Genomic DNA, 12,893 nt, shown 5'->3' on the forward strand with positions numbered 1-12,893 from the left:
CCGTTAGCCGCCAACCTGGGCAGTTTTCTGAACCAACTCGTCAAGCTCGGCCTCTTTAGTAACCTCGGTTACCTGACCGTCGCGCACAAATACATTACGACCGGCGCGTTTTGCCAGAATCGGGTCGTGGGTAACCATAATAATGGTGGTACCGGCTTTGTTGATGTCTTCCAGCAGTTCCAGCACGCTTTGCGCCATGGCGGAATCCAGGTTACCGGTAGGCTCATCGGCCAGCAGAAAGCGAGGTTCACCGGCCAGCGCCCGGGCAATAGCTACCCGTTGTTGTTGACCACCGGAAAGCTGTGCCGGCAGGTGCTTCATACGGCTACCTAAACCAACGGTTTCCAACGCTTGCACAATACGCTCTTTGCGTTCTTTGGCGTTAAAACCGCGATAACGCAAAGGCACATCAACGTTGTCGAACAGGTTTAAGTCGGGCAGCAAATTGAAGCTTTGAAAAATAAAGCCAATTTTTTCGTTACGCATGCGCGCTAATTGGTTATCGGACATGCCTTTTACGCTTTGGCCATCCAGTAAATAGTCACCTTCGTCAAAGGTTTCCAGTAAGCCGGCTACGTTCAAAAAGGTGGTTTTTCCCGAACCTGACGGGCCGGTTACTGCCACAAAGTCGCCTTCCTTCACGTGCAGGCTGAAATCTCGTAATGCATGGGTTTCCACAACTTCAGTGCGAAACACCTTTTTTATATTTGTCATTTTTAACATGCTGGTAATTTCCTTTTGAATGTCACTTAATCGTTAATCGGTGATGCGCACTGTATTGGCTTCGCCAAAGGCTTCAATACTGGACACAATAATTTCATCGCCTTCCTGCAAGCCGGCCAGAATCTCAACCGAACTCATGCTGGTGGCCCCTACATTGATAGTGGTGCGGGTGGCTACGCCGTCATTTACCAGATAGGCAATACGGCCGCCGCCACTTTCTAAAAATTGGCCGCGTTGTACCGCTAATACATTGGGTTTTTGTTCAAGCAGAATGCGCGTTGTCAGGCGTTGGTTCTGGCGCAGAGCGCCGGGCATAGTGTCGGCAAAACGCACATTGCCCATCACCTGGTTATTGCGAATTTCAGGTGAAATAGACACTAAGGTAGCGGGGTGTATGGTGCCGTTATAGTTAATCTCGGCGGCCATACCAATAGCCAGATCATCGGCGTAGCTTTCCGGAATGGCTATTTCAACTTCGAACGCGGTGAGATCAACCACGCTTAGAACTGCCTGGTTCTTGGCAACCTGGTTTTTCTGGTCTAGTTCGCGATTACCCACTAAGCCGTTTACCGGTGACAGAATATTCAACGCCAGTACTTGTCGGTCTAAGTCATTCACTAATGATTGTTGGCGATTTACTTCTAACTGCCGGGTTTGTAGTTCAAACGCCAATGAATCTGAATTCAGCTGGGCGTCGGCAACCGCATGTTGATACACCAATTGTGCATTTTCTAAATCGTCCTGGGCCTTTTCATAGTCAATTTGGCTAATGGTTTTGGTTTTCCAGGCTTCGTCGGCGCGACGTTTCTCGCGCTCAGCGGCGGTTAGGGTTACGCGCGCCATATCAACCTGTTTCTGTGCTTCCAGCTCGGCTTTGCGCGTGGTGATTTCCTGACGCTGCAAGGCCACAATCACGCTCTCTAACGAGGCGCGTTCCTGTTGCAATCGGCTTTCTAATTCCGGACTTTCAACACTGGCTAGCAGTTGGCCTTGCTCAACCTGATCGCCGGCATCAACATGATAAGTAACAGTACCTTGCGCAGGGCTGTACAAGGTGGGGCTTACCGCAGCAATCACCCGACCCTGAATAGAAATATCACGAATAAAGTCGGTGGTGCTGACCGTGGCTAAACGCAGCCGGTCACGGGGAACCGAAGCTTCGGCTTTGGCCCATTGCGAAATTACCGGCACGGCCATAACTATAAGTGCCACTATAACTACGGCCAACAGGCCATAGCGCCAGCGGCGATGGTTGTTATTTGCAGGCTCTCTGACTACGTCCTGACCACTGGTATCGGCAATCTTTATCGCCACGGCTAAATCCTTTTTGTAAGTAGAGTTATGAACAAAGAGTCGCTGGGAACTTACAAAAGGTTTACTCGGTGTAAAAATAAAGTTGCGCACGGGTAACAGCATGTAACAATGCGGTTATGGATAACTGACCGCATAGCCTTTGCCACATGAGTGACCAACAACAGCAAGCCGAGTTATACGCCAGGCGTATTTTGCAGGGCTTCCATAAGCACTATGAGGTGTTTCAGGAAGTCACAGCAGGTGCTAGTGAGCGGTTTACTCAGGGCGACTGGCTGGGCGGCCAGCAAGCAGCCAGCGAGCGAATTTCGTTATATGACCAGCGGGTGTCGGAAACCACGAAACTGCTGCGTGAGTTAACCAACGAGAACTGGCAACCAGAGCTTTGGCAGCAAACCCGGCAGATTTATCATGCGTATTTAGCGTTTCACCCTCAGGCTGAACTGGCCGAAACCTTTTACAACTCGGTGTTCTGTAACCTGTTCCACCGGCGTTACTTTAATAACGCCTATATTTTCGTCGAAAGCACCCTTAGTGACAGTATTCCGGTACCACTGGAAACCGAGTTTCGCTCCTACTTTCCCGTTGTGCAGGGTATGCGGCGAACCTTGCAACGGGTTATTGCCGACATTGATTTTGGTACGCCTTTTGTTGATCTTGAGGGGGACATTCGCTTACTGCGACAAGCGTTTAAAGCCCAGGCGATTGAAACTGACTTAGCCTCTTACCAAATGCGTATTGATGTAATGCGCGCGCCGTTTTACCGCAATAAAGCAGCCTATGTAGTGGGGCGTATTGTTACCAGTACTGCAACTTACCCCTTCATTGTTCCGGTACTCAGAGCCGACCAGGGTGGTATTTATCTGGATGCCTTAATAACCCAGGCTGATGCCATGGCGGTTATATTCGGCTTTGCCCGTTCGTATTTTATGGTTCAAACCCGGGCGCCATCGGCGCTGGTTCGTTTTCTGAAAAGCCTGATGCCGAAGAAGACCCTGGCTGAGTTGTACTCTGCTATTGGCCTGCACAAGCAAAGTAAAACCGAGTTCTATCGCGACTTTCTGCACCACCTGCAGCAAAGTGACGACCAGTTAGTGGCCGCAGCCGGGGTGAAAGGTATGGTGATGACGGTGTTTACCCTGCCGTCCTTCCCCTATGTTTTTAAGGTTATTAAAGACCGCTTCGGGCCAGGGAAACATATTGACCGCGACACCGTCATTGAGCGCTATCGGCTGGTGAAACGCCATGATCGCGCCGGGCGTATGGCCGATACCCTGGAGTACGTAAATGTGGCCATACCGCTTAATCGGGTGTCGGCAGATTTACTGGAAGAATTGCAGGCAACGGTAGCTGATTCACTGCGTATTGAAGGCGATACCCTGGTAATTAAGCAGCTGTTTGTGGAGCGCCGCATGATTCCGCTGAACCTGTTTTTGGAATACGCGTCTGAGCAGGAAACCCGTAACGCTATTATTGATTATGGCTACGCCTTAAAAGAAATGATTGCCGCCAATATATTTCCGGGCGACATGCTGCTGAAAAACTTTGGGGTTACTAGGCACCAACGGGTGGTGTTTTATGATTACGACGAGGTTCAGTACTTAACCGACATGAACTTTCGTGAAATACCTGTGGCTGACAACTCGGTTGATCAGTTATCTGCCGAGCCCTGGTATGCCATTGCGCCCAACGATGTATTTCCGGAACAACTCGCTACCTTTGCACTACCCAAACAACCCTGGCGGGATATTTTGCTTAGTGAGCACCCGGAATTAATTCAGGCAGAATTCTGGCGGCAGCAACAAAAAAACATCCGCAACGGGGTGGTTACGGATGTTTTTCCTTATTCAAGCAGCATGCAGTTTAAGCGGAATGTTTAAACTGATCTTCTTCGGTTGAGCCGGTTAATGCAGTTACCGACGACTGGCCACCTTGAATCACGTTAGTTACCTCATCAAAGTAACCGGTACCCACTTCCTGTTGGTGCGCTACGAAGGTGTAGCCTTTGTCGGCTGCTGCAAATTCCTGTTGCTGCAATTTCACATAAGCAGACATGTCATTGCGGGCATAATCGTGCGCCAATTCGAACATGTGGTACCACATGTTATGCACGCCAGCTAAGGTAATAAACTGGAATTTATAACCCATAGCCGCCAATTCACGCTGGAATTTCGCAATGGTGGCGTCATCCAGGTTCTTGCGCCAGTTAAACGACGGCGAGCAGTTGTAGGCTAATAGTTTACCCGGGAACTTCGCGTGAATAGCCTCGGCAAATTTACGGGCTTCATCTAAATCAGGCTTGGCGGTTTCACACCACAGCAAGTCCGCATATGGCGCGTAGGCCAAACCACGCGAAATAGCCTGATCAATGCCAGCACGAACCCGGTAAAAGCCTTCGGCGGTGCGTTCGCCAGTGCAAAACGGTAAATCGTTCGCGTCAAAGTCAGAGGTTAGCAGGTCGGCTGCGTTGGCATCGGTGCGTGCCAGCAACAAGGTAGGCACGCCGGCAACATCGGCTGCCAGACGAGCAGCAACCAGTTTCTGCACGGCTTCCTGAGTTGGCACTAATACTTTGCCGCCCATGTGACCGCATTTTTTCACCGAGGCCAGTTGGTCTTCAAAGTGCACGCCGGCAGCGCCTGAGGCAATCATGCTCTTCATCAATTCGTAGGCGTTCAGAACACCACCAAAACCCGCTTCGGCGTCGGCAATGATAGGCGCGAAGTAGTCAATGTAGCCTTCCTGCTCAGGCGTAATACCTTTGGACCACTGAATTTGATCGGCGCGGGAAAACGAACTGTTAATGCGCTCCACCACGGTAGGCACTGAATCGACCGGGTACAACGACTGATCGGGATACATGCTACAGGCACTGTTATTGTCTGCTGCCACTTGCCAACCGCTTAAGTAAATGGCTTGCAAGCCAGCTTTTACTTGCTGTACTGCCTGACCACCGGTTAGTGCGCCAAGGGCATTCACGTAGTCTTTGCCGAATTTCTGCTGGGCGGCACCATTAACCAGACGCCAAAGTTTTTCGGCACCTTGTTTGGCGTAGGTATGTTCTACTTTTAGCGAGCCGCGCAAACGAATCACGTCCAGTGCTGTGTAGGTGCGTTCAACATTCTTCCAGCGCGGGTCGGTGTCCCATTGCTGTTGAAGTTCTTTGGCCGCTTCAGCTTGAGTTAACGAGGTTGTGGTTGTCATGGTGTTAGTCCTGTAATGTTTTATATGGTTATGTGTTGTTCTGGGGTTACGACAACAGGTCGTAGCCCGGTAAAGTAAGAAAATCGACCAGGTCATCGCTGGTGGTAATGTCTTCAAGCAAACGCAACGCAGGCGCAAAGTTGCCTTGCTGCCAACGTTCATCGCCTACTTCCTGGCGAACCTGTTGAGCTTCCTGTTGCAGGTATTTGCGGAACAGGTCCTTGCTTACTACCTGGCCGTTATCCAGTGACTTCTGGTGTTTAATCCATTGCCAGATTGAAGTGCGCGATATTTCTGCAGTGGCAGCGTCTTCCATCAGGCCGTAAATAGGGACGCAACCAACCCCGGAAACCCACGCCGCTAAATACTGCAGGGCCACGCGTATATTGATTCGCATGCCGGCCTCGGTGCGCTCGCCCGGACATGGCTCCAACAGCTGTGCCTGCGTAATTTCATCATCTTCGGCGCGGCTGACATGCAGTTGGTTAATGCCGGTAATGCCATCCACAAATACCGAACGAACGGTGTCGGCTAAACCCGGGTGAGCTATCCAGGTGCCGTCATGGCCGTTGTCGCGTTCGAGTTCTTTGTCGGCTTTTACCTTGGCCAAAATCTTTTCGTTTTCGGCCGCATCTTTACTTGGAATAAAGGCCGCCATGCCGCCCATAGCCAGCGCGCCGCGGCGGTGACAGGTTTTCACTAGTAAACGTGAATAGGCATTCAGGAATGGCTGATTCATGGTAACCACCTGACGGTCAGGCAGCACCCGATCCGGATGGTTTTTCAGGGTTTTTATGTAGCTGAAAATGTAATCCCAGCGGCCGCAGTTCAGCGCCGCAATGTGATCTTTCAATTCGTGCAGAATCTCGTCCATTTGAAACACAGCAGGCAGAGTTTCAATCAGTATGGTGGCGCGAATGGTGCTAGTTGGTAAATTGAAGCGTTCTTCCGTGAACGCAAATACGTCACTCCACCACTTGGCTTCAGTGCTGTGCTCAAGTTTTGGCAAATAGTAATAAACACCGCTACCGTTTTGCTGGCGTACTTGATAGTTGTGCAAAAAGTACAAGGCGAAATCCATCAGCGCACCGGGAATTGGCTGGCCGTCTAACTGCAGATGTTTCTCAGGTAAGTGCAGACCGCGCACCCGGGCAATTAACAGCGCTGGATTGTCATTCAACTGATAACTTTTACCGCTGTTCGGGTCGGTGTGAGAGATTTCACCGCGGTTGGCGTCACGCAGGTTAATCTGGCCGTCGACCACACCTTGCCAGGTAGGTGATTGCGAATCTTCGAAGTCAGCCATGTAGCAATCCACATTGGCATTTAATGCGTTAATAACCATTTTGCGGTCAACCGGGCCGGTAATTTCTAGTCGGCGCTTCTGCAAGTCAGCCGGTAGCTCGGCAATTTTCCAGTTGCCGTCACGAATAGGTGCTGTGTTGGCATCAAAGTCGGGTAGGGCGCCAGCATCTATTTGCTGTTGGCGAACTTTGCGCTGGCTTAGCAATTGCTGCAAACGCGGCTGGAACTCGCGCACTAAATCGGTGAGAAAGCTAATGGCTTCCGGAGTAAGAATTTCGTCCTGACCGCTAACCGGGTCAGCAAGAACGCGCAGGTTCTGAGAGTTATTGGTGGTCATTTTTAGCTCATTTGTTGGTTGCGTGTTAATGAAGCAAGACTAGCGCTGCCCCTAAAATTAAACTAATTTATCCTTTTAATTGTGGCCATTTATTTAATGAATATACGGTTGGGCCAATACAGCGAAAGGGATAAGCCTGTTTCGGTAGTTTTGAAAATTCGGTTTTTAGCGAAATGCTGGTAAGCTGAAGGCAAGTTAAAAAAACCATAGGTGCGCTATGCCATACCTTTACACACTGTTACTTGTCGGCGGTTTATTGCTGGCGTATCCGGCTCAGGCTTTACCCGAGTCAGTGGATAAACCTTTGTCGCTGCAACAACGCGGGCAAGTAGTTGATAAGTTGCTGCAGGAGCGCCTTGAAACTCTGGCGCCGCAACTGATGCGCAAGCACGATATTGATATGTGGATATTGGTAAGCCGGGAATACAACGAAGATCCTGTGCTTAAAACCATGCTGCCAAGTAGCTGGTTGTCAGCCCGCCGACGGACCATTTTGGTACTGTCAGACCGCGGCGTTCATGATGGTGTAGACCAGGGCGTTGAAGCTCTGGCGGTAGCCCGTTATGACGTCGGTGACTTATTTAAGAAGGCCTGGGATCCGGAGCAACAACCGGACCAGTGGGCGCGCTTAGCTGAGCTCGTTCGCGAGCATAATCCGGAGCGTATTGGCGTGAATCAGTCCGCTGATTTTGCTCAGGCAGATGGGCTTGTTGCAACTGACAAAGAAGAGTTACTGGCGGCACTGGATGAAACCTACCGCAACCGTATTGTTAGTGCCGAGCCGCTAGCTGTGGGCTGGCTGGAAACCCGTATTGAAGCCGAGCTTCCTTATTACCGACACGCGGTGGAAATTGCTCATGCACTGATTGCTGAAGCCTTTTCAAATCAAGTGGTAGAGCCGGGTAAAACCTCAACTACCGAAGTGGAATGGTGGCTGCGTGAACAGGTGGAGGCACTGGATTTGGATGTGTGGTTTCCCCCGACGGTAACTGTGCAACGGCAGGGCGAGTTAGAAGGTAATCCACGCGCTCAGGTGGAGGCTATTTTGCCGGGCGATTTACTGCATGTGGATTTTGGTATCACCTATTTACGGCTGAATACCGACACCCAGCAACAGGCCTATGTGTTACGAGAAAATGAAACTGAAGTTCCTGAGTATTTAAGCCAGGCACTGGCCGACGGCAATCAGGTGCAGAACATACTTACGAATGAGTTCAAAGCCGGGCGCACGGGCAATGAAATTCTACTGAGCGCGCTGGCCGAGGCACGTGAACAAGGCTTGCAACCTAGTATTTATAGTCACCCGATTGGCTATTACGGGCATGGCTCAGGCCCTACTATTGGTATGTGGGACAAACAAGCCGCTATTGAGGGTTCAGGTGAGTACCCACTATACGATAGAACCGCCTATTCTATTGAGTTGAACACAACGGTTACAGGCACCGAATGGGGCCAGGACCTGATGATTATGCTGGAAGAAGATGCTATTTTTTGGAACGGTGAAGTTGATTACCTCAATGGACGCCAAACCGAACTACACGTTATTCGTTCCAAGGAGTAGGTCATGAGTTTGCTGAATATTATGACGCGTCAGGTCACCACTATTGGCATGGACGAGACGCTGGAAACTTTACAGCATATTTTTAGCCGCAATAAGTTTCACCATGTGTTGGTGGTAGACGGTACTCAATTGGTGGGCGTGGTATCGGATCGTGACTTACTGAAAGCGCTGAGCCCCAACTTAGGAACCGCTGCTGAAACCATGCGTGACCTGGCTACTTTGAATAAAAAAGTACATCAGGTGATGCAACGAGAGCTCCGAACCTTACCGCCAACGGCAGGTATTTACGACGCGGTGCGGCTGTTTAACCGCGAACGGGTTTCCTGTATTCCCATAATGGATGAGAGCAGAAAACCCGTTGGTATTTTGAGTTGGCGCGACATTATGCGAGCACTCGAGTTGCAACAGCAACGTAAACAGCAAGTAGCGTCAGACTAACTGAGCATTGAAGCCCGGTTGCTGCAGGTGGTGAGCGAGCCGCTGAATATCATCTGCCAGTGACCTGTCGTCACCTAACGGCTTAACTTGTTTGCGTACTTCCCCTATAAAGGCTTGGCTGGCAGGGCTAAACGACGTCACCGAAGCATGTCTAAGCTCGGCCGCCTGCGCCAGTATCATGGCTTCAATAGCTAATAACTCACTTAACCGTTGCAAGGTTTCAGCACAGCGCCGTGCCGCAATAGTTCCCATGGTAACCACGTCTTGATTATTGGCATTGGTGGGAATCGACTGAATGCTGGCTGGGTGCGCATGAGTGCGTAGTTCTGCAACTAGCGCTGAAGCCGTAACCTGAGCGCCCATAAAACCACTATGCAGACCATTGTTATTGCCGCGTACAAAAGGTGGCAAGCCCTGATTTAGCTTGTCGTCGGTTACCCGCGCAATACGCCGTTCACTATGAATAGCCAGGGTTAGTAAGGCGTTATTCAGTGCATCTGCCGCCAGCGCAATATGCTGCCCAAAGAAGTTGCCGCCGTGCAGTACTTGCACTGAGCCGTCGGGCTGATTTAAAAATACCGGGTTATCGGTTACCGAAGCCAGCTCAGTGGTTACTGTTTGCTGGTGGAACTTAAGGGTGTCGTAAACCGCGCCCAGGTGTTGTGGGGCACAGCGAAAGCTATAGGCGTCCTGCGGCATGGCTTGCGCAAACATGGCTTGCTGCTGTTGCACCTGATCGTTCAGCTGTGGTGGTGGTGCGTAGGCTTGTAAGCGTTCGCTACCCTCAGCCTGCGCCAACAGTTGCTGGTGCGCCCAGCATTGACCCGCATGCGGCCGCAACTGGCCAAGACCAGGCTGTAAGGCTTCCGTACTACCCGACAACACCTCACCATAAAGTACGGTGTGCTTCACCGACAAGGTAAGCAAGCGTTCACTAAGTTGCTGGTTTAAACCGGCAATGGCGGTCATTGCTGACGTGCCGTTCACTAAGGCCAGGGCGTCTTTACCCGTTGGGGCTAGTGGCTCTAGCTTAGCTTTTGCTAAGGCGTCAGCTGCAGTAACCAGCTGGCCCTGCACATGCATGTTCCCTTCGCCCAGCAGGCCGCGGGCAATATGTGCTAGTGGTGTTAAGTCACCACTGGCGCCAACAGTACCGAGCGATGGCACTACCGGAATCAAATCTTGATTTAAACAGGCTAGTAATAGCTTCAAACACTTAGGGTGCACGCCCGAGTGGCCACGGGCAAGCGTGGCAACACGGGCGGCCATGATGGCGCGCACCTGGGTTACGGCCAATAATGGGCCGGTGCCACTGCTCAGATGATAAATTAAATTACGTTGCAGGCTGGCCGAGTCGGCCGGGTCGATATAAGTATCTGCTAAGGGGCCATAACCTGTGGTTAAGCCGTAAATGCGGGCGCGTTGTTGCAGCAGTTGTTGCACTTGCTCATAGCATTGCTGAACCGCTTGCCAATGCTGCTGGCTTAGCTGTAGCTCTGCGCCATTAGCAACGGCTTCCAGCTGCGCCGGGCTTAAATCTTGATTTGCTGCAAGTTGAACCGGCCGTGTCATAATCAGACTTCCTCGATATTTGAAGTTATAGGCCAGTCGGCAGCCTTGCCCATGCTATTAACCGGTAATTGGTTACCAAAGCTAAAATGCTTCGGCTGGGCCGCCGCGCTCAGGGTTTGGCACCAGCTTTGTAGCTTTGCAAGCAATTGGTCGTGCTCGCCAGCAGCGCCAGTTGATTGTTGCTTAGGCACAATAAACGCCTTCAGGCGATTGCCCTCGTTGGCGGTCATGAGCCGCACGCGCGCTTGCTCTACTTCCGCATGTTGGCATAAGTGTTCTTCAATCTGCGCCGGATACACATTGGTGCCTGCTACCTGCACGGCTTTGTCTTTGCGCCCCTGCGGTAAAAACTGACGCTGGTTCAGCCAGTGCAGGTGGTCGCCCAAAGTAACCTTGGCATTAGTAGTTACGTCAACCAGGGTATCTTTATCCGCTGCGTCGGGCTCGCGGTTCCACCGTGGTAGCAGCTCGAATGGTTCGGTGTGGCTGGCGCGTATGCCAATGCCGGCTGTTTCAGTGGAACCATAAATTTCAATAAAGTGCTTTAAGCCCTGTTGCTTCAACCCGGCCGCAACCTCAGATGGACAGGGTCCGGTAGAGGTAACGGCGCACACATCATCTGGAAACTGCACGCCGGAACGCTGCAGTTGCTGCCAAATATGGGGCACACCAATGACGATGTCACCGGGTTGCAGTTTGCCACCTTGTACCGTACTAAAAGCTTTTAGCCCACGTACAACCTGCTGCTTTTCATTCGGAAATAAAGCCGGCAACAACACGGTAAAAATAAAACCGTAAATGTGGTGGCAGGGGGTTAACGCAATAATTCGTTTAGGTTGTTGCCCAAGCAGCAGTTGAAAGTGCTGTAAAAAGGTATGCGCCTCGGTGCTTAATGAATCAAAGCTATGGCTAACAGCTTGTGCTGAGCCTGTGCTACCTGAGGTTTGCAAAGTAATGTCGCTGCTATGATCGGCGCGGGCGGTTTGCACCAGTTCGGCCCAGCCACCTAAGGTTTTGTACCTAAGCAGATAGTCTTCATAACCGCTATCGTTCAACTGGAAGAACTGCATAACGCGACTTGCCATAGCGAGCCACTCTAATGAGTCAACCTGCAAGGCGTTGTCACAAGCTGCTGTTGAAGTTTGTTCGGTTGGTGTTATTTGGGTGTCGGCATTCCAGCTATCGGGCGATAGCTGGTGATTGCCTACTTGCCGAATTGCTTTTAGCTCGTCCGCAACCAGCGCTTTAATAACATCCAGCACCAGTGCTGCGGACAGAGTCATCTTCGACATATTACAGACGCTTCACGAATACCCAGTAGCTGTCGCCGGTTAGCGCTTTTTTCATGTGAACTTTCACACTGGTTGGCTTCATTTCATAGTCGAATACGTATTCGAACATAGTGTTCAGGTTGCCTGACTTCACGCCCTCGTCGAAGCGGCCTTTAAACTCTTTGCTGTTGGTGCAAGGAGCTACATCGCGGAAAAAATTCTTACCAATTACTTCCTCTGGCTTACGGCCAGTGATATCACCTTCAGCAGCGTTGTATTTAATGATTTTACCCTGCGCGTCTAATTGAATTGCTCCGAAAGCCACGTCGTTTAACTGGCTGTCTTGCATTTTCGCTAAGGTGTTTTCGATATCATCGGAACCAAATCGAATCATTTCCATGGTTATTACCCTCTGTTGTTCTAAAAAGTTATCATCATATAGAGCCTTTAGCGCTAAATGGATCACTCAGCGCCAGCTTTCATTGCTCTATTTTTGGACCCTTTACCTTTGGACCATCGTCCTCGCGTGTTTTACCAATTCGTCGGGATCCTTCAGGCGCTCGGGCTTGGTGATGCCACTTTGGCACGCAGGGCGGTCGCCAACTAACTCCAACCAACGGTTTAAATTAGGCAGCCCTTCAACACTTACGCCTGACCATTTGTAAGTGCGCACCCAACACCAGTTGGCAATGTCCGCCAGCGAGAAGTTCTCACCCGCCAAGTAGGTGGTCTGGCTAAGTTGCTTGTCCAGCACTTCAAACAAACGTCTGCATTCGTTCTGATAGCGCGCAATAGCCGGCTCGATTTTCTCCGGAAAATAACGATAGAACACATTTGCCTGACCCATCATTGGGCCAACACCGCCCATTTGGAACATCAGCCACTGCACCATGCGTGAGCGCTCTTTCGCGTCTTTTGGATACAGCTTGCCGTAGGTTTCAGCAAGGTACAGCATAATGGCGCCTGACTCGAACACCACAAAGTCGTCGTTAGCACGGTCAACAATCACCGGAATACGACCATTGGGATTGCGGCCTAAAAATTCAGGCGTTTTCTGTTCGTTTTTACTTAAATCAACCGGAATTAAATTATAGTCCAGTCCCATTTCATCTAACGTAACAGTTACCTTATGCCCATTCGGAGTAGGTGCTGTGTAGAGATCAATCATAAT

11 protein-coding genes are annotated in these 12,893 nt (G+C 50.8%); 3 read left to right on the plus strand and 8 right to left on the minus strand.

The window, feature by feature from the left end; genetic code table 11:
- Window positions 1-3: 3 nt before the first annotated feature.
- Entirely contained in the window at window positions 4-723 is a 720-nt protein-coding gene (locus CCE91_RS11285; protein WP_086435399.1) for an ABC transporter ATP-binding protein, read from the minus strand.
- A gap of 33 nt (window positions 724-756) precedes the next feature.
- Window positions 757-2,031 carry an efflux RND transporter periplasmic adaptor subunit gene (locus CCE91_RS11290; RefSeq protein ID WP_086435469.1) on the minus strand — a complete coding sequence of 425 codons (1,275 nt, stop codon included), beginning with the start codon at window positions 2,029-2,031 and terminating at the stop codon, window positions 757-759.
- A gap of 152 nt (window positions 2,032-2,183) precedes the next feature.
- Between CCE91_RS11290 and aceK the strand changes: the two genes are divergently transcribed.
- Window positions 2,184-3,914, plus strand: coding sequence for a bifunctional isocitrate dehydrogenase kinase/phosphatase (gene aceK, locus CCE91_RS11295; protein WP_086435400.1), 1,731 nt, complete (start codon window positions 2,184-2,186; stop codon window positions 3,912-3,914).
- Here aceK and aceA read toward each other — a convergent pair.
- Complete coding sequence (gene aceA / locus CCE91_RS11300; protein ID WP_086435401.1) at window positions 3,898-5,238, minus strand: isocitrate lyase; 1,341 nt, start codon at window positions 5,236-5,238, stop codon at window positions 3,898-3,900. The genes aceK and aceA overlap by 17 nt on opposite strands.
- Before the next feature lie 46 nt (window positions 5,239-5,284).
- On the minus strand, window positions 5,285-6,880 hold the full coding sequence (gene aceB, locus CCE91_RS11305) for a malate synthase A (RefSeq protein ID WP_086435402.1): 1,596 nt from the start codon (window positions 6,878-6,880) through the stop codon (window positions 5,285-5,287).
- 217 nt (window positions 6,881-7,097) lie between these two features.
- Here aceB and CCE91_RS11310 point away from each other — a divergent pair, with 217 nt between their 5' ends.
- Entirely contained in the window at window positions 7,098-8,441 is a 1,344-nt protein-coding gene (locus CCE91_RS11310) for a M24 family metallopeptidase (RefSeq protein ID WP_086435403.1), read from the plus strand.
- A 3-nt stretch (window positions 8,442-8,444) separates the two neighbouring features.
- Complete coding sequence (locus CCE91_RS11315) at window positions 8,445-8,879, plus strand: CBS domain-containing protein (protein WP_086435404.1); 435 nt, start codon at window positions 8,445-8,447, stop codon at window positions 8,877-8,879.
- On the opposite strand, the gene CCE91_RS11320 is transcribed toward CCE91_RS11315, so the two are convergent.
- From CCE91_RS11320 to CCE91_RS11335, 4 genes are all read right to left on the minus strand, one after another.
- Window positions 8,871-10,451 (minus strand): HAL/PAL/TAL family ammonia-lyase, encoded by a 1,581-nt coding sequence (locus CCE91_RS11320; RefSeq protein ID WP_086435405.1) that lies wholly within the window; start codon window positions 10,449-10,451, stop codon window positions 8,871-8,873. The two genes, CCE91_RS11315 and CCE91_RS11320, sit on opposite strands and share 9 nt — an antisense overlap.
- A gap of 2 nt (window positions 10,452-10,453) precedes the next feature.
- Window positions 10,454-11,743: an AMP-binding protein gene (locus CCE91_RS11325; RefSeq protein ID WP_086435406.1), complete on the minus strand. Its 1,290-nt coding sequence runs from the start codon at window positions 11,741-11,743 to the stop codon at window positions 10,454-10,456.
- Between the two features lies 1 nt (window position 11,744).
- Complete coding sequence (gene pyp / locus CCE91_RS11330; RefSeq protein WP_086435407.1) at window positions 11,745-12,122, minus strand: photoactive yellow protein; 378 nt, start codon at window positions 12,120-12,122, stop codon at window positions 11,745-11,747.
- Between the two features lie 102 nt (window positions 12,123-12,224).
- Window positions 12,225-12,890, minus strand: coding sequence for a glutathione S-transferase family protein (locus CCE91_RS11335; RefSeq protein ID WP_086435408.1), 666 nt, complete (start codon window positions 12,888-12,890; stop codon window positions 12,225-12,227).
- Window positions 12,891-12,893: the final 3 nt, after the last annotated feature.

The sequence above is a fragment of the Pseudidiomarina planktonica genome (assembly GCF_900177775.1).
Lineage (GTDB): Bacteria > Pseudomonadota > Gammaproteobacteria > Enterobacterales > Alteromonadaceae > Pseudidiomarina > Pseudidiomarina planktonica.